The 18146-nt window shown below is 50.3% G+C and carries 14 protein-coding genes, 1 tRNA gene and 3 pseudogenes; 3 read left to right on the top strand and 15 right to left on the bottom strand.

Going from position 1 to position 18146, the window contains the following annotated elements:
• Window positions 1-3: 3 nt before the first annotated feature.
• From ABMD26_RS16735 to ABMD26_RS16695, 9 genes are all read right to left on the bottom strand, one after another.
• A complete protein-coding gene (locus ABMD26_RS16735; RefSeq protein WP_354310791.1) occupies window positions 4-378 on the bottom strand; it encodes a chorismate-binding protein in 375 nt (124 codons plus the stop codon).
• A 46-nt stretch (window positions 379-424) separates the two neighbouring features.
• Window positions 425-2029, bottom strand: a complete 1605-nt coding sequence (locus ABMD26_RS16730) for a chorismate-binding protein (RefSeq protein WP_354310789.1) — start codon at window positions 2027-2029, stop codon at window positions 425-427.
• A gap of 2 nt (window positions 2030-2031) precedes the next feature.
• Window positions 2032-2367: a chorismate mutase gene (locus ABMD26_RS16725; protein WP_286916762.1), complete on the bottom strand. Its 336-nt coding sequence runs from the start codon at window positions 2365-2367 to the stop codon at window positions 2032-2034.
• Between the two features lie 18 nt (window positions 2368-2385).
• Entirely contained in the window at window positions 2386-3657 is a 1272-nt protein-coding gene (locus ABMD26_RS16720) for an aminotransferase class I/II-fold pyridoxal phosphate-dependent enzyme (protein WP_354310787.1), read from the bottom strand.
• Window positions 3654-4499 (bottom strand): N5-glutamine methyltransferase family protein, encoded by an 846-nt coding sequence (locus ABMD26_RS16715; protein WP_286916764.1) that lies wholly within the window; start codon window positions 4497-4499, stop codon window positions 3654-3656. Before ABMD26_RS16715 ends, ABMD26_RS16720 begins: the two co-directional genes overlap by 4 nt.
• Window positions 4496-5926: an NAD(P)/FAD-dependent oxidoreductase gene (locus ABMD26_RS16710; protein ID WP_354310784.1), complete on the bottom strand. Its 1431-nt coding sequence runs from the start codon at window positions 5924-5926 to the stop codon at window positions 4496-4498. Before ABMD26_RS16710 ends, ABMD26_RS16715 begins: the two co-directional genes overlap by 4 nt.
• Before the next feature lie 131 nt (window positions 5927-6057).
• Window positions 6058-6597: an acyl-homoserine-lactone synthase gene (locus ABMD26_RS16705; RefSeq protein ID WP_354310782.1), complete on the bottom strand. Its 540-nt coding sequence runs from the start codon at window positions 6595-6597 to the stop codon at window positions 6058-6060.
• 182 nt (window positions 6598-6779) lie between these two features.
• Window positions 6780-7505, bottom strand: a complete 726-nt coding sequence (locus ABMD26_RS16700; protein WP_354310780.1) for an autoinducer binding domain-containing protein — start codon at window positions 7503-7505, stop codon at window positions 6780-6782.
• Window positions 7506-7800: 295 nt separating this feature from the next.
• A complete protein-coding gene (locus ABMD26_RS16695) occupies window positions 7801-9303 on the bottom strand; it encodes an MFS transporter (protein ID WP_354310778.1) in 1503 nt (500 codons plus the stop codon).
• A gap of 372 nt (window positions 9304-9675) precedes the next feature.
• Between ABMD26_RS16695 and ABMD26_RS16690 the strand changes: the two are divergent.
• Window positions 9676-10897, top strand: a pseudogene (locus ABMD26_RS16690) (IS3 family transposase).
• Window positions 10864-11042: pseudogene (locus ABMD26_RS16685) on the top strand (IS66 family transposase); the annotation flags it as partial. The pseudogenes ABMD26_RS16690 and ABMD26_RS16685, both read left to right, overlap by 34 nt.
• Window positions 11043-11710: 668 nt before the next feature.
• On the opposite strand, the gene ABMD26_RS16680 reads toward ABMD26_RS16685, so the two are convergent.
• The gene (locus ABMD26_RS16680; RefSeq protein ID WP_354310776.1) at window positions 11711-12673 is read right to left on the bottom strand and encodes a hypothetical protein; all 963 of its coding nucleotides are present in this window, start codon (window positions 12671-12673) and stop codon (window positions 11711-11713) included.
• A 553-nt stretch (window positions 12674-13226) separates the two neighbouring features.
• On the opposite strand from ABMD26_RS16680, the pseudogene ABMD26_RS16675 reads away from it, so the two are divergent.
• Window positions 13227-14414 (top strand): annotated as a pseudogene (locus ABMD26_RS16675) (IS3 family transposase).
• Between the two features lie 817 nt (window positions 14415-15231).
• Here the strand turns inward: ABMD26_RS16675 and ABMD26_RS16670 are convergent.
• The 5 genes from ABMD26_RS16670 to purC form a co-directional block, all read right to left on the bottom strand.
• A complete protein-coding gene (locus ABMD26_RS16670; protein ID WP_354310773.1) occupies window positions 15232-15816 on the bottom strand; it encodes a DUF4326 domain-containing protein in 585 nt (194 codons plus the stop codon).
• Window positions 15813-16256, bottom strand: a complete 444-nt coding sequence (locus ABMD26_RS16665; RefSeq protein WP_354310771.1) for a DUF488 domain-containing protein — start codon at window positions 16254-16256, stop codon at window positions 15813-15815. Before ABMD26_RS16665 ends, ABMD26_RS16670 begins: the two co-directional genes overlap by 4 nt.
• Window positions 16257-16265: 9 nt before the next feature.
• Window positions 16266-16934 carry a dual OB domain-containing protein gene (locus ABMD26_RS16660; protein ID WP_354310769.1) on the bottom strand — a complete coding sequence of 223 codons (669 nt, stop codon included), beginning with the start codon at window positions 16932-16934 and terminating at the stop codon, window positions 16266-16268.
• Between the two features lie 273 nt (window positions 16935-17207).
• Window positions 17208-17297, bottom strand: a tRNA-Ser gene (locus tag ABMD26_RS16655).
• A 93-nt stretch (window positions 17298-17390) separates the two neighbouring features.
• Complete coding sequence (purC, locus tag ABMD26_RS16650; protein WP_056843894.1) at window positions 17391-18104, bottom strand: phosphoribosylaminoimidazolesuccinocarboxamide synthase; 714 nt, start codon at window positions 18102-18104, stop codon at window positions 17391-17393.
• Window positions 18105-18146: the final 42 nt, after the last annotated feature.

The raw sequence follows: 18146 nt of genomic DNA, 5'->3' as shown, positions 1-18146 counted from the left end.
TTTTTACTCCTGCCCTGTGATGCTATAGAAAGGCACACTCGCCTTGACTAACGTTTCCTCCATTTCGTCGCAAGGAACAGAGTCTGCGACGATAGCACCACCAATCCCAAAGCAAGCAATTCCATCCTTAATCACCGCGGTCCGAATGACAATGCTTAGATCCGTATAACCGTCCAGTCCTATCCAACCCAGAGCTCCAGAGTAGATACCTCTCGCGGACGTCTCAAGCTGGTCGATAATCTCCATGGTACGGAGCTTTGGCGCGCCCGTCATTGAACCACCTGGAAAACATGCTTTGATTGCTGCGAAGGGTGTAACCCCCATGCGCAGCCTCCCCTCTACAGTGGAAACCAGTTGATGAACGGAGGAGTAGCTCATGATATCGAAGGCCTGGGGAACCCTGACGGAGCCAGGCACGCAAACGCTATGTTAAATCGTGGCGCACAAGGTCAACGATCATCAGATTTTCTGCGCGATCTTTAGCCGAGGAAGCAAGGCTTTGTTTTTGCATGGCGTCTGTCTCGGGCGTTTGACCTCTAGGCCGAGTCCCCTTAATAGGTCTTGAGGTAATACGGCCAGAAGGCTGAATGGTGAGAAACGTCTCAGGTGATGCGCTCAAAATCCAGAACGCGCCGGTATTAATGTAAGCGCCATATGGAACCGGACTGATACGCCGCATTCGTAAATAACAGCTGATGGGAGACACTTTACACTTAACCTGGGCTCGATTGGTAAGACAGATCTCATATGACTCTCCATTGATTATTTGCTGAAGACACTCATTAACCTTTGCCATATACGCGACTGAACTATCTGCCAATGAAAGCTTAGATTCTTCAACGGGCCCTGGTGAGTACTTTAACTTATTCAACGGGGTCGTTGGATTAGAAGCAAGCACTACAGGATCTCGTCCCCATAGATGGCATGAGTAAGTAACTTCTTCAGCATGATCAATCACAAGAATATTCTGAGGAAGATAGAATATGGCATCTGGCAATTCCGACTCATGTGAGTTGCTTGTACCGACCAAAGCTTTTAGTTCATAGCCGAGGTAGCCAACCAGCCCGCCTTTGAAAGGAAAAGGAAGTTGGCGTGGCGTTTCGACCGTAAGCAAATTGGTAAACTTCTCCATCAAGCTGAAGAAATCACCTGTGACTGTCGCGGATCCTACAGGGCCATGGATGGATAGAACTCTGTTTTTGACATCATAACTGAAAATCAAAGCACAATCAGCACCACAGTTACCCATCAACGAGTAGTGCGATTGCGAGTTACTAGATAATTCACAGTCAAGCCAAAACACCGGTTTATTGTCAGGAAAATTAGCGGTAAAAAGCTCCGCACAAGATACTCTCTGCGCTAGACGCTCGAAAGTGACGAACAAGTGCGCAGGGCCGCCAACCTTCTGAATTGCGGCTTGAACGGTACTTCCTTCGGAGTCCTCACAGTCTATGGCATATGTTTTTGCCATCTGAACAAAGTTTCTAAATATCTTAATACCATATTCTGATTCAATTGACTCGGGGTGAAACTGCACTCCCCAGATCGGCAGATTACGATGGGCAATCCCCATCACTAACCCACATGCTGAACTTGCCGTGACCTCAAGACAGGATGGTATATCAGTGCAGACCAATGAATGATATCGAACTGCTTCAAAGTACTGGGGAACACCTTCAAAGAGGTCTGTGCCCGAGTGGCTAATACGCGCTCGGTAACCATGTACAGGCTTCGGCGCATGATCAACCGTTCCGCCATAGAAGCAATTGATTCCCTGATGACCAAGACATACGCCTAGTATCGGTAATTTGCTGCGAGCCAATACTTGACGGCAGATGCCGAAATCCGCTTCGCGTGCTGGATGCCCTGGCCCCGGAGATAGAACTACTGCATCGTATTTATCAAGTTCTAGGCACTCAAACGTAACAGTATTGGGCAAGACCGTTGGGTGCTCACCAGAGGCTTCATAAAGGTATTGAGAAATGTTATTGGTGAAGGAATCAAAATTATCCACGATCAAAATTTTCACAGTCAACCCTCCTTTTTTGAATTCGAAATCGCGTCCATTAAGCGCCGTTCTTCTTCACAAGTCTCCTCAATAATGATGTTAAAGATTTCCGCTAGATACTCAGGCCTAAGTTGCCGCGAAGGAGCTAGCAATTTCATCTGATCCAAAGTTGATGTCACGCGCTGCGGCTGCATCATGGCGATATTATTAGCACACTTGACCCTCGCGACCCCCCGACAGATTTCCATCCTCTTCGCCAAAAGATCCACAAGTATATGATTTAGCTGGTCAATCTGCTCGCGGTAAGGTGAAAGTACCAGACTGGCGCGTAATAGATCTGTATCGCTATCTGTGGACATGGGAACTCCTTACCCTATTCAAAGCTCGGCGTGGTAAAGTTGACTAGTGATTTGATGGGCCAAAGCATCTATCTGACTTGGAGTGTGAAGCGACGAAAAAGCGAACCTCAGCATTGCCTTACCGGTTTCAACAATTGGATAGAAGACCGGAAATACCACAAGACCAGCATCCCGCAAGTTGCTAGCTGCGGTAACGCCCTGTTTTTCAGTGTGGAACAACGCACCACGAATAGGCGCAGGTAGAGAAGCGTTCATTAATTTGTGTTCTATTTGTCCATCGAAACGACGAACGTTTGCCCACAACGCATTCTGTAACTCAACTATATCCGAGGAGAGGTGGAGCCGAGCTGAAGCGACATTGGCAGCCAAAAGTGGTACCGAGACGGTGTGTCCGAATACTAGCGGATTAGCTAGAGCGCGTAGCTGCGCCGAGTTATAATCTGCGTTTAGAACTATGAAACCACCTGCGCCGCCAAATGCCTTGCTCAGCGAGCCAGCAATCAGCGTATTTGGACGTAGGCAGTACCCGAGTGCTTCGAACGCATAACCTGCACCATGACGCCCCGTGATGGAGATGCCATGTGCGTCATCGACATAAAGGTAACCCCCAGCGGTTGCCAGAAGATCGCTGAGCTCATTCACCGGGAGCAACCCTGACATGGAGCCCACTCCATCAATAAGCAGGACAGGCGTAATGTGATCTCTGACACACGTTGCCAACGCTGTCTTCAACCCTGTTAGATCTCGAGTATCCACACGATCGACGTCTCCGAACTGAGACATTACCCCGCGGAGGATCTGCATCGACGCATGAGCTGTGCGATCAACTAGCCACTTAACGGCGCGCTTTGTGGGATAGCCTTCCATCCTTCCACTACCCAAGAGAGGTAGGACACCAAGATGCACATTACTTGTTGAGGTGAAGACAGTAATGCTGCAGCCTCCATAGATATCACTTAGCAATTGCTCAAGCTCTCGCAGATATGAAGGGCTCATCGCGCTCCGACTGGCAGATAGATGAACTCCTATGCGCTCTAAAGCCGATTGAGCTGCTCCGACTAATGCCGGGTGGCTTTCCAATCCAAGATACGAACATGATATGAACTCGGTACAGCTGGTCCCATCTGCCAACATGAGTACTTTTCCCTTGCGAGAAACTACTTCAAAGGCTGTAACGCCTGTTCCAGAAGCTGTGGTCGTTACGTCACTTGTACGTCGCTCTCGAATGTTCATCCAGGTATCTCTACGCACATTAGTATTACTCTTTAAATCTCCTGTAATTTTTTTCATGCTCTAACTCCAACGGTGATTACAGACGGCCCTGTGGCGTCGCTAAACTCTTCGGTCAATAAGGTGCGCACCGTGTTGAATCCAGCACCATCTAGAATCATACTTACTTGAAAAGATTGCACTTCACTATGCTCAAGTAGAAACGTACCACCGGGTTTGAGTAGCAGGCTGGCTACACGTGCCGACGCTTCAATCAGACCTTTGCCCTCATCAGGTGCGAAGATAGAACCAGGGGGATGGTTCTCACTCCACTCAGGCTCCAATGTCGTGCCTTCAGGAACATATGGTGGATTGGAAACTACGACATCGACAGTACCGGCGGCGGCTTGAAAGTCCGCAAGATTCATAATATCTGCTGACTTATATATGGCACCATATTTTGAGGCGCCAAGTCGGTAAAAATTGCGTTGTAGATAGGTTAGCGCCGTGGGATCTTTATCGACACACACCACGCCAACTCCTAACCGAGAACTTATAGATAAGCCAATCGCCCCTACCCCGGCACACAGGTCGTAAACTTTTGATGTCCTATCCAGGTTTAGCTTTTTTTCCACCCACTGCACAATAGCCATGCTCTGCCGCCGGGGAACAAATACCCCACTACCCACTACGAAGCGGATACCTGCGAAGTCGGCGTAACCGAGAATATGCCCTAGCGGAATCCGCAAGCAGCGTTCGGAAACGTCTTGCCGAAATGTGTTGACTGCTCGGTCGCTTAGCACCTCAGTACTTGGAAAATTGTGTTCAACCAGAGCTTGTAGATCACCCTGAGCATCCCAGACACCCGCTTTGAGCAATGCTGCCAGCGCGCATGCACGCTCCTGTTCTAGCTCTGTACTCATGACCATGCTCCGTAATAGCGGGCGAGACGGTCATACATCGAGGGATACAGATAAGCGAACGCGACAAGTTCAGGCGGGGGAGTGAATTCTGGATGCAGAGAATTGATTAAATCTTCGTAGTTATTGGTCATGCCCTTATCTAACAGCGGCAGCCAGTACGGCTTGATATTCCAACGATACTCATAACCTGTAGCAAACATCTGCTTAACTGTTTCCACAACAGTCATGCTTCGTGAAATACCTTGTAACGGCTTACGCATAGGGGTGAAGCGGGATAGATCTATATCATTAGCAATACCTAGTATCTGATCAGCCATCCAGTTAGCTAACAGCGGAGACTGGTGCAGACCATCCCGGTAAGTGCCTGTAGCCATCCACAGCCCCTTATAGCCGCATGGGCCAATCAGTGGGAACCCATCAGCCGGTATAGGCCTATTACCGACCTGAATACTCATAATTTCCGCATCGTGCAGGTCTAGGTTTAACTGATCGACCGCGCAGTCAAGGAGAAACTGTACGTCGGAAACCGATGCATGAGAACGGGGCTCTTCAGCCAAAATGTTGGTTGCTCCTAGATAGAGCAGTTCAGGTGAGCGCGGCACACAATGCAGGCCGCAGGCGAAAGCCCTATTAGGAGTGCGAATGACCGTGGAGGGAACAGTGTGCCCTCGTTTGACTTTGACTAATATCGATACGCCGTAGCCGGCGAACACAGGTGGAATAAGGTCTTTTACATCATGCAAGCTATCAAACAGTCCAAGAGAATGAACTCCAGCGGCTACTACGATCTGCTTGCCGGATATTACTTCTCCACTCTCTAGCTCTACTCCAGAGATAGCACGCTGCTCTGTCACTAACGTGCGGACATTCGCTTCGACAACCTCTCCGCTCGACGAAAGCAACGCCTTATCAAGTTTTTCAAGCAGCACGTGAGAATTCAGGGCATGTTCGTTAGCGATTAGAAGCGCCTGTAGTGGCCGTACCAAGTCATTGGCCTTAATCCAGTCAAGTTCAGATGGATTCACCACTGTCGAAGGCTCATCATGGTCATCCAATGCCTGCACAATCGCAGCATAGTTGACGCTGTCAATGTCGGCCATACCGGCGGAATTAAGGATCACATGCGTTCCATGCGCAGCGAAGAGTGGTCTCGTGTCCCCTGAAGCATTTGTAAGTCGTTCCGACCACGCATCCCACATCCCTTTCGCCTGAATATCCATCTGTAACTTAAGTCGGCCATGCTCACTGGCCATCAGGCCCGCAGTGACCTCACCAAAGCATCCGTTCATAGCGCCGGCAGCCTTTGAAGCAGCATTAGTACGAACAGTTTCTCCCACTCTGCATACTTTCAAGCCTCGGCTAGCCAACTCAAACGCAATCGAGCCGCCTATAGCTCCACTTCCAACAACTACTACATCGTAAATCATCCCCGCCTCCAAGCTATCAACTCATAGTAGTAATCACTTTACAAACATGCGACTTACGCAAAAGCACAAGCTAATTGAACTAAGAAGCATGTTCAAAAATTGCTTCAGAATTATCTAATTCCAGCTTTAAACTAAAACTGTTCGGTGGAGAAGCTCAGGGCGACTAGCAGATCGCGCCCATAATTCACCGCTGTACCCAATCGAACACAGTCGAACCCTCGTAGCTTAAAGTAGCGTTCAAGGCTGCAGGTCACCACAGCAACAACATTTAGAGCACCCTGTGCCAGTGCGAATCGAAGTGAAAGATTGAATAGTTCTGCCGCCAAGCGACCCTTGTTAAGATTCAATGCTGCGCCGCGGGATATCTCCCATGTGTGCTGATTTCGAGGCACGCCCTCGCCACATAGTTCGGGAAAAATATCCCCCAACAGAAAAGGCTTCACGGTGGGCAATAATCGAGTACATCCAACGATATTCCCGCTAGCATCCCGAGCAATTACGTAGTACGTATTCGGCACGTCAAATTGGTCTAATTCCACACCTGCATTTTCTTGCGTATCGCCGATGCTCCACTTGAGCCTGCCAATGAATATCCTGTCCCTAAATCTCCCTAAATCTTGAATCACGCCCTCATCCAATTGGATATATTGTTTACACTCAAACCGGTACATTGAGAGTATCCCCTGTAGCTATCTATTCTCGTGCAACAGGGTAGAATTTAGAACAACCAAAACGAGCTCACAACTACTAAAAAAAGTAGGTTTGCTAGGTCGACAGGGCAGCTTTTAGGTCGGATTATCGCTGCGGACCCGGTCGCAATAGTCAGTCATAGCGTAGATTTATTTTGCTGCACTTAGATTAATCCCAGTGCGGCAGCATATGCCGCTGCTAGCACTCTGTTACTTGATCCAAATTTCCGTTGAATTCCCTTGACATGAAAATTCACAGTGTTCTCAGAAATACCTAAAATGCAAGACACATCTTGTGAGCATTTTCCATCACCGATCCATCTCAGAACTTCGAGCTCCCTGCAGCTCAACTTTATATTCGACGCGTTGATTATATCCACTGGATGAATGTAGTCCTCCAATAATGCCAAGATATTGCTAATCTTCAATCGTAGTAGCAGCGCTTCGTTTGCAGACACTGATCCACTACGGCGTGAAACACCTATCGCATGCACAGTCTGATCCCTGCCACGCATCATGAAGGTCGCACCGATGTTCAAACCCCACTCCCTTGCCTCACAAAAAATCGGAGAACCCATCATTTCCCTGTGGTCGGCCCAGATCACAAATCCTATTTCTCGAGCCATAATCACTGACGGATCAATCTCCCCGTAACGTCTGTCCTGATAGTACGACAGCCACTCTGCGGGATAACTTCCCTTAACGCGTCCTTCGATCTGATTGAAAGGAACAGGCCGTCGATATCCGTAGGCGAAACAGTCGAAATCCAACGCCCGAATCTCCTGTTCCACTTGCGCAAAAAGATCATCGGACGTTACGCAGTTGCCGAAGCGTGTGTTGACATCGAGCCACCAATCAACAAATTCTGCGTCACGTCTAGACGGCGCCATTTCACAATCTCCCTTATTTGCGAATTTGCAACTTATTTACAGACGAACTACGCCGGAACAATGAAGTACGAGTCTGTATATCTCAAACCCAGTTTACCCAAGTAGCCTAAACCATGCAGTATCCCCGTTTCTTATTCTGTCATGCCCGCATTGACACTCAGCGGCTAGCCATGCTGGCGGATACCATCCAAGTTCCACCGCCATAGCAAAGCATTTCAATATCCCTCACGCCCTGGGACTAAGTTGGTTGGTGCTTGAGGTCGACACCACCCAGCCTAGGAATCAATTCAGGCCGTCACACCTTGCGTAAGCCATGACGGGCATACATGGCAAACAAAACGATCACTCCCGCGACCAGACCACTGGCGATTGCTACTGCTGCACTGAAAGCAGTGTTCGCGGCTTCAGTCAACACCACTCCAACTTCGGCAGGTAAATCCTGCGCAAGTGAATGAGCACCTCCCAACGTCGCCGAAATAGCAGCCGTTGTATCCTTTAGCTCCTCGGGCAAAACCAGACTCAATCGATACCAAGCCGCCACGGCCCCTCCTACTAAAGTTGTCCCCAACACCACGCCGACCTCATACGCCGTCTCGCTCACAGAAGACGCGCTCCCTGCCTTGTCAGCGGGCACTGCGCTCAGTACAAGGTCGTTGGAAACGCTGGTAATCGCCGCAACTGCAGCATTCAGCAGTATAAAAGCCGCTGCTACGCTCATCGCCGTCGCTGTAAATAACGCCATTACCGCAAACGCACTCGCTGCCAAACACAAGCAACCTGGAATGACTATGTTCGGCGCCACCCTTTGTGCAATCGGTACGATAGCCAGACCTGCGGCCACTGCACAGACTTGACCGGGTAGCAGTATCAAGCTTGCGGCAATGGGTGGCAGATCCAAGACCAGTTGCAACAGCTGGGTAGCGAAAAAGAGGAACCCTATCAACGCCCCCAGGCTGACGAGATTGACGGTGATACACACGCAGAATGTGCTCGAGTCAAACAGGCGTAGATCGAGTAGGGGCTCTTGCAGCTGCAGCTGCCGTTGGACGAAAGCGATCCCCATGAGAAGACCCATCAGCATTCCCACAATTGCGTAGGCATCTACCCCCACCGTGGCCAAATGCTTGAGAGAAAGCATCACGCCTGTCATAGCCCCTAGACTCAACAGGATGCTCGGATAATCGATCATCACCCCGGCCTGGCTTTGGGACTCTGGAATCATTGGTGAAAGCAGCAACACCGGTAGCAAGAACGGTACTGCAACAAGAAACACCGACTGCCAACTCAAGAATTGGAGCAGCACTCCACCGAGCAGTGGTCCAGCCGCCGCACCCAATGTCAGGCAAGTCGCCCATGCCGCGACGGCAAGGCGCCTTTCTTCTCGGTCATCGAAGGCGGTGCGGATCAGGGCGAGCGTCGCAGGTAAGATCATCGCGCCAAACAACCCTAATACTGCACGGCCAGCGATTAGGTGCCAGGCCTGTTGAGAGAACACAATGGCAACCGAGACAACGGCGAAACCAGTGCATCCCACACACAACAGACGCCGGTAGCCTACGCGATCACCAGCGCTGCCCATGGTGATCAAAAGGCCAGCGAGCACTAATGAATAGGCATCGATTACCCATAGCTGTTCGGCAGCCGAAGGGCCAAGGGCGCCGGCGATTTTGGGTAGAGCAAAGTTGAGGATAGTGTTGTCGAGGGTGACGAGCAGCACGGGCAGAAGAATCATCAACAGCCCAGCAAGTTTGGAGCGGTCGGTGATAATGGACAGCAGCGGGCTTGAAGTTTTTTGCATTTATCGGTTCTCCCTGAACGTCAAAGTCTCGGGCGCAGGCTACGCCAATTAGGTTGGGCGTAACGTGCCCGGGGTTAAGGTTACCGCCTGTTTGTCACACCCTCCTTGGTGTGAGGAGATCGAACTTACTGCCAGATCAAGGGGGTCGCAACTTTTTGGTCGATTAGATTGTGTCAAGATTTACGTCGAGCGCCCCTCGTGCAACTGGCAAACGACCGAGCTGGCGAGAACGCTCGATCATCGTGAAGCGTGACCGTGAAGGTATTGCCAAAATAAAAGAGACCGGCGTCTACGCGAGCTGCGTAATGACTTGTAGTGATTTGAAACCCCGGACACCTGTTTAGGCTGCAAGCATCTCGACCTAAAGATTTGATGAGCAAACAAAGACGTGCCTTTACCCCCGTGTTCAAGCGCGAAACTGCCAGCCCAGTACGCGACCAGGTTACAGCCACGCTGATGCAGTCGAGTCGCTTGGGTTGGTAAAGTCGGCCTTGCGCCGGTGGGTCAACCAGCTTCAGCCGGAAACGAGGCGGTGCTACACTGACCAGCAAAGCGTTAAAACCTGAGCAGCAGAAATCCAGGAGCTGGAAGCTCAAATCCACCGTCTGGAACGATAGACATCGGTTTAAATAAAAAGCCTACCGCGCTCTTGATTGCCCACGGACACTAGCGCTTGCGTTAGTCGATGAATTCCGCTTACAGGAGCCAGTTGATTTGTTGCGCTCGGTCTTTGGAGTCACTCGATCCTGCTGCTATGCGTAATGTTGTAGACGTCGAACTCCGGACGCTGAACGGGTGTCTTGGCACATCCGTGTGAGTAAGTTATTCACGCAAAACCGAACCGCTACGGATAGCCACACAATCATAATGAGATGGTGATGAAAGAGGATGGCCTCCAAATCAGGCGGTTCAGGGTACGCATGCTGATGCGCGACATAGACCCGATCAGCAAGCAACCTAGCGCGCATGCCTAAAAAGGCTAGCGTAGAGCGCCGGGCTGATATCCCAAACGTACTGAATCGTGAGTTTGTCGTCGCATTCCCAATCAGGTCTGGTGCGGTGATATAACGTATATTTAGGCCAAAGGCCGCTGGCACTATCCGGCATCTGTCATCGACCTATGGAGGCGCTGAGTCGTGGGCTGGGCGTTCTTACCTACCCCTGACGCTGACTTGGTAATCATGGCGTTGGACATGGCTTACGAGCGACGTGGCCGGCCGAATAACGTGTTGGTTCACAGTGATCAGGGCAGCAAGGGAGTAGAGCTCTCCGCTAGAGGCTGTGGCGATATCGCTTTACACAAAGCATAACCCGGCGTGGTAACTGCCACGAGAATGCACCGATGGAGCGGCTATTTCGTAGCTTGGAAACTAAATGGATACCGACGATGGGTTACATGAGCGCTGCGCTAGCGAGGCAGGATACGGATCAGTATCTGACACAGCCGTACCACTGGCGGCAATCACACCAGTTCCATCAAGGGTCAGCGCCTACGGTCGCTGGGGAAAACATAACGCAGCGTCCAGAATCAGTAGACTCCTACATCATGAGCAGTCGGAGCCAGCGCAGGTTATTGAGAGAGGTATCCCAATAGCAGGCCCTGTGAGCCACGTAATGGTGACTAAGCTTGCAGACCACTTGCCGCTGTATGGACCGGTGAAAATCTTTGGCAGCGGTGGGTCGGTCAAACCAAGGTGCGGCTCCAGCCGCGGATCGATACGCTGCGTCAAGCTGTGCTGATGGGGGCGTGATGGCACAGGCGGGGTTCGAACCTACAACCTTCTCTAAGGAGGGACACCTCCCAGTAGGAACTCTGTAACATCGAGATCAACGCAGCGACCAAGAGAAGCATTGCGGCCAGCACTGCTATTCGCTTGAGCAGCGAGTGCGCACAAAAGACATCAGCCACGCCCGAAAGCTAGGGTTTTCTGGATCTGGCATGTCGGCCCTCTTCGAAATCCGGTGATGAACTTTTACAAGGAAAATAGAACGAGAAACGATGGGAGAAATCCCTCTACGACCTGTTCGATGATATTCAGGGCTATGGGGCCGAATGAGGAGAGCTTGAGCGTCACGGAAATTGCAGAGCGCTACACAGTGCCTCAACCGGCATGTCTTGCACTTAACTAACGCGTGGAGCGCTGCCAAAGCGCAGGGCCTCAACTACATCGAGGTTCCGAACGATGAAATGCCACGGCTCGGCAAGATGCAGAAGCGCTACGCGGTTGAGAACGTACCTCTGATCTTCCAGCGCGTTGATGCTCTCGTCGCATCACATTCCAACTATCAATGATGTACGTGACGGCGCGATTGGCGAAGTTTGGTGCTGCCTAAGCCTCCAACCGTTTGTTGGTGGACATGCATCCACCTGGGCTGGAGATGAACGGTAGGGGCATAAAAGAAGGGTTCAAGATTCAGATAGCGCGTCGAGATAACTCATATACCCGTAAATCATACTGAGAGCAAAATCTCGCGCCTCTTGCAGTTCAGTTGTGGAAGCGTGACGCATATCTGACTCCGAGTATTTCTTCCCACGATGTCTAGATTGGTAAATCGGAGATTGATTACAAAGAAGTCCAAACCGGCCCCAAGCTCCCCTTGGGAGCCCCAGTATAGAGCAGGCTCCCTTTTCCCCACCGAACCTATTTGCTAATGCATCTCTAATTTCGTAAAGATAGACCAGTTCGTTGTTGGGGTTGCTGATGGAGTTTTTGTAGCTATCTACCAACCTAACTAGTAATACATCAGCGGGGTGTTTGGCAAGCTTGTAGCCTAACGATTGGGCTTGACTCGATATTATTGCTACTCTTTGCCGCTCAAATTTCTTTCTTTCCACCTCGTCATCTACTATAACATTTCCGCATTGGTCTATGATCTTCACTGAACAGCTAACGCTGACTGTAATGTTAGCAGGCTCCAATTCTACGTAATGGGTTTGGTGGCCGTCGGCGTGCTTTCTAACCATTTGAGGTATGGAAATCACTACAGGATTTCTATAGTAAATCTCAAACCCATTCAAGATCGATTTGAATGAATCAACAGCGCGGGCCTGTATAGTAGGATCCTGATCAAAGGTGCCACCATCGATTTCAAGCGTTGCCAGACCCTCGGCCACAGTCAACCTATGCCCCTCGATATCGAGGGCAAGCTCTTCCGATACAATATCCGCAGGTGAATATCTCCAAGTCAGAGAAACCACTGATCCCATCACTTTCCCCTCGTGTTTGTAAGCGCCGCAGCTGAAGATCGATGACGCTTCATCATAAACGCTCTCTGACGTAATTCTAGCGCCTATGCCCCTGCCGCTAAAGCTGCGCGCCATTTCTCGAGCGTGCGTAGGCAAGACGCCGCTTGGCGCATTGGTGGACATACCCTTCAACTATCAGTAATGATTTCAAAAATCTCTGGTTTGCCGCCAGATGACAGATCGAGATGAGGCTAGGCGGGCTGTAACCTCCCACGCATCAACCACTGCGCAAGATGCGACTTCCGTTTCAGCACAAGCCGAACCTCCACCGCCCCTCCTTGCCTTGGTAAAAGTGAGCCTGTTGCGGTCTTGTTGCGTGTTAAATCTTACCGCCGAATTGTAAGAGCTGCCTTTGTTGGAGCCTCAGTGTCGAAGTCAGGGAGCGATGCTGGGTTAACAGCGTCTATCTTTTGCTTCGGGGCACTCCTGCACTCCAAGACGTAGGTGGCTCCTCGACGTATCTTCACTGTCAGCAACGAAATCTATTAAGAAGAGTGGCGAACGTGAACGAGAAGGTCTAAGCCGTAAGCGATGGAAAATCAACTTCTGATAGCCCCCAGGCGGCAGGTGCTATGATCGTGGTGGAAGCTAAGGACGCCTACCCCATGCACATCACTGTCATGCAGCGAGACAATATGTAGTGGTCCAATGAAGCCGGACACCCATTTAGGCGAGAATGCTCGCCACACAGAGGTGTTCGACGAGCAGACAACGACGTACCTTTACCCCCCGAATTCAAGCGCGAAGCTGCCAGCTTGGTGCTTGACCAGGGCTACAGCCATACCGAAGCAGCCCGTTCGCTTGGGCTTGTTGAGTCGGCCTTGCGTCGTTGGGTGAACCAGCTCCAGCAAGAACGTGGCGGTGTTACTCCGACCAACAAAGCCCTGACGCCTGAGCAGCAAAAAATCCAGGAGCTCGAAGCCCGTATCAATCGGCTGGAACGGGAAAAATCCATCTTAAAAAAGGCCACCGCGCTCTCGATGGCCGAGGAACACGAGCGTTCGCGTTAATCGATCAACTTCGGGCTCACGAGCCGATTGATCTGTTGTGCTCGGTATTTGAAGTAACCCGATCGTGCTACTACGCGTACTGCCGGAAACGTCGGTATCCAGATGCCGAACGGGTGGTCTTGCGCTGCCGCGTGAACGAGCCGTTTACGCAAAGCCGAAGCGCTGCGGGCAGCAGGAGCATCATGCTGATGATGAAAGAGGACGGTATGCAGATCGGGCGATTCAAGGTACGCAAGTTGATGCGCGAGATGAACCTGATCACCAAACAGCCCGGTTCGCATGCCTATAAAAAGGCGACCGTGGAGCGACCTGATATTCCGAACGTGCTTGATCGAGGATTCAGCGTCGCATCCCCAAACAAGGTCTGGTGCGGTGACATCACATACGTCTGGGCTGGAGGGCAATGGCACTATCTGGCGGCTGTCATCGACCTTTGTGCCCGCAGTGTTGTGGGTTGGGCGTTCTCACCCAAGCCCGACGCCGACCTGGTAATCAAGGCACTGAACATGGCTTACGAGCAGCGTGGCAGGCCGCAAAACATATTGTTTCACAGCGACCAGGCCAGCCAATATGGCAGCCGAAGTTTCCGCCAAAGACTATGGTGATACCGCTTCACACAGAGCCTGAGTCGGCGCGATAACTACCATGACAATGCGCCCATGGAACGGCTATTTCGCAGCCTAAAGACTGCATGGATACCGACGGTGGACTACATGAGCGCTGCGCTAGCGCAACAGGATATCGGCCGGTTCCTGATGGAGCGATACAACTGGCGGCGACCGCATAAGTTCAACGAAGGGCTAGCGCCTGCGGTCGCTGAGGAAAAACTCAATTCAGTGTCCGGGATCAGTTGACCACTACAGTAATGTCCATTCCCATTTTTTTCTCCGACCTCATATGATCAGCCAGTTATCACATGATCATGGCCAAGCCAACCTTCGGTTTTGAGCTTCGACTCAAGCATCTTGGTGAAAGCGGACATCAGTTTATTTTTAAGCTTATGTTCAACTTTAATTCGTTGCGGGAAATGACTGTCGAATCAAATAACATTTATCCTCGAATGCCAACTAAGCAAAGCTTCAACTTGACCAATCACCCGACACCTAATATCGGTTAAGATCTCAAACGTACGAAATTTACAGTGTAGAGCTGGGTAACCCCTGTAGACGCTTTTGTAGGCTACCGTAATCTTCAGTCATCGAAATTCAAAACGTGAATCCTCATTCTATATATTTTCAAAATGGTACATCATGCTTTTTCATGAGCCCATCATCATTGCAAAATAAACTAACCCACCGCATCACACTCATAACGGCCACCATCCATGAGAAGGAAGCACATAAATATATTTTATATAATAATCATACACAACGAGCTTTCACGGCAGAAGGCCCGGCACTACTGATTGGAAAGCCGAATGTAGGAGGAGAAAACAAGGGGTAACTGGATCACACGCTATCACATAACCAATGAAAACTAAACATTGAGAAGTTTTCCGCCCAGGGTCTAGCTCGCTGCGTCATAGATGCCAGCGGCGTCAGGCTGAACATAATCGACCACAGACGTCGTATAAGTCAATTCAAGCTGCTTTATGATTCCCGCCAAGCAAGCAGACCTTATCGCGACTTCGTTTGATACAAAGCACTGCGCCCCCCTTGGGAGATGACAGCATCACTTACCATCATCCAAGGAGTTGAGATATGCCGCAATCACATCACCATGACAAGCAGCAGGTTTGCAATGGCAAGCCAAACGTTTTCCTTTGATAAGAGACATTTGGTTATCAAAATCAGCCGACACCTTGAGCAAACCATTCTCGAAATCGTACTTGAATTTTCTTATAACCTCATCGCGATCACCATCTGATCCGATCTGATATGGGTTACCCCATATTGTTCCACGCCCAATATATGCATCATAAGCATCACCACGATCTTTGTTGACCACCTTGGTCAACTCCAAGTCGATGGTACGATAAGGAATATCCATACCCCATACAATTTGTTTTATTGAAAAATATTCATCTCTATCCTCAAAAAAAACAGCATGAGTACAACCAAGGATTGCTTTTTCCCACAGTTCAATAATTAAAAATTCAATTGATTTATTCGAGCAAAATCTTTCGATAAAACCATTCGCATCTTCAAAACACCGAACCACAAATTTTCTACCACCAAAAATACGAGTGAGCTTTCGCTCGAATTTATCATACGATAGAAAGTCCGCCGGATAGACGACAAAAACATTATTACTCATATCAAGTGTGTAACATGCAATTCAACACCTGGCCATTGACTCTTTAAATATTCTATCACCAGGCTTCGGTGGCACTGGTGCGGCAGATGCTCACTACAGAGAAGGCAAGAATCATCTAGGTCAGAAGGTGACAATCCTTTTTCAATACGCCGACTAGCCATCAACTCCATGAATTTTTCAGCGTATGCGTCCCAAGTTATTTCTTTCTGCTGATATGGTTTCAAAATAGTTTTAGTAGGAGCCAAGTCGGGAATGTGACTGTACTCGATATTACAAATCTCATTGAGAAAATACTTCAAGTCATCTTTTTTTGCGAACCCCGACAACTGAGAAATATTATTAAGCCTAACATCAATGAGCTTTTTACTTCCCGAAAGTTTTAGCAAAGAAAAAAACCGCTCTGCTTTTTTTTCCGTAAAACCAATTGTCGAAATTTTCATTCCCCCCCCTCAATAAACCGCTGCAATCAGCTTGTAGGCGTAACCATCCGTGTGAATCACACCAAGACTAATAGTTAGAAAACTTACATCTTCCAAATACTCGCCATCATCAAAGCTAGCATATTTCTTTTGCCATTGCACATCCTTGATCCACAGTCGATACGTAACCCCGCAGTATTCAAACTCACCGCGCAGTTTCTTTTTTCCTGTGTCGCAGGCAGTTTCAACTATCGTATTGATCCGCCCAACCCCGATCAGATAGAGGGACGTCGTTGGGTACGCCAGCTTCCGCTTGTGCACACGATCATTGAGGCCATGTCGAGTCGAGTCGCATCCTGTCAACCAAAGCCCGTCCGGATTATCAACGACCTGCCGCAACACGTCAGGTTTGAATTTTTTTTCTAGCGTCCACTGCCTGGCAGCTACGAAGTGATTTTCAGCCTGAAAACACGTGCTGTCTTCACCTTCAAATTCAATTCGAATGAGATCGAGCTTCACAGCGTAATAGGTACTGGGGTACTTGCGCTGATCCAGCGTGATAGCCGAATGGGCACCAGCATTGACTGGGCGGACCCACCCCGCTAAGCCACGCTCTGGAACGACTTCCTTCCCCGCAACACAGAACCCCCCCGGCTTTTGCGAACAAGCAAGACACAACAACATTTTCGTATATGGCATGGATCCCTTCCTTGGTGATGGCTACATGACCTCATTCTACATAGCCTCAGAATGCCATCACAGCAGAATAATTGTGTTCTGCCGTCAATCCGTCGGGACATGAAAGGAACCGCTAGCCAATGGCAAGGCACAGGCACAGGCACAGGCACAGGCACAGGCACAGGCAGAGTGTGCGGGAGGGCATCAGGAAGGAAAACCAAAAAGGCGCGGAAAGGTAGTACAACAAACATAAAAAACCCCTGTAAATCATTGATTTACAGGGGTTTCCATTTATGGCGGAGAGATAGGGATTCGAACCCTAGGTACCGGTGAAGGTACAACGGATTTCGAATCCGTCCCATTCGGCCACTCTGGCATCTCTCCAACGGCGCGAATCATACCAGCGTCTGCGCCAAACGCGAAGCCCCTTATGCAAAATAATTTGCGAATTCAGGCGCTTGCGCGTCTACAGCGGTGTTACAGCGGCACGCCCAGGCGGTTGGCCACTTCTTCGTAGGCTTCGATGACGTCGCCCAGACCCTGGCGGAAGCGGTCCTTGTCCATTTTCTTGCGGGTGTCCTTGTCCCACAGGCGGCAGCCGTCGGGGCTGAATTCGTCGCCCAGGACGATGGAGCCGTCGCTGAACACGCCGAATTCGAGCTTGAAGTCGACCAGCAGCAGGCCGGCGTCGTCGAAGAGCTTGGTCAGCACGTCGTTGACCTTGAGCGACAGCTCTTTCATCTTCGCCAGTTGCTCGGCGGTGCCCCAGCCGAAGGCCACGACGTGGGATTCGTTGATGAACGGGTCACCCTTGGCGTCGTCCTTGAGGAACAGCTCGAAGGTGTACGGGTTCAGCTTCATGCCCTCTTCGACGCCCAGGCGCTTGACCAGGCTGCCGGCGGCGTAGTTGCGCACCACGCATTCGACCGGGATCATGTCGAGCTTCTTGACCAGTACTTCGTTGTCGGCCAGCAGCTTGTCGAATTGGGTAGGGATGCCCGCCGCTTCCAGCTTCTGCATGATGAAGGCGTTGAACTTGTTGTTCACCATGCCCTTGCGGTCGAGCTGTTCGATGCGCTTGCCGTCGAACGCCGAGGTGTCGTTGCGAAACAGCAGGATCAAGCGGTCGGCGTCGTCGGTCTTGTACACCGACTTGGCTTTGCCGCGGTAGAGTTCTTCACGTTTTTCCATGATGGGCTCCGCTTGCTAAAAGTATGGGCTAGGCGCCCCTTT

It is taken from the genome of Pseudomonas sp. PvP001 (assembly GCF_040546375.1).
Classification (GTDB): Bacteria; Pseudomonadota; Gammaproteobacteria; order Pseudomonadales; family Pseudomonadaceae; genus Aquipseudomonas; species Aquipseudomonas coleopterorum.
This window is presented reverse-complemented; position numbering and strand designations above follow the sequence as displayed.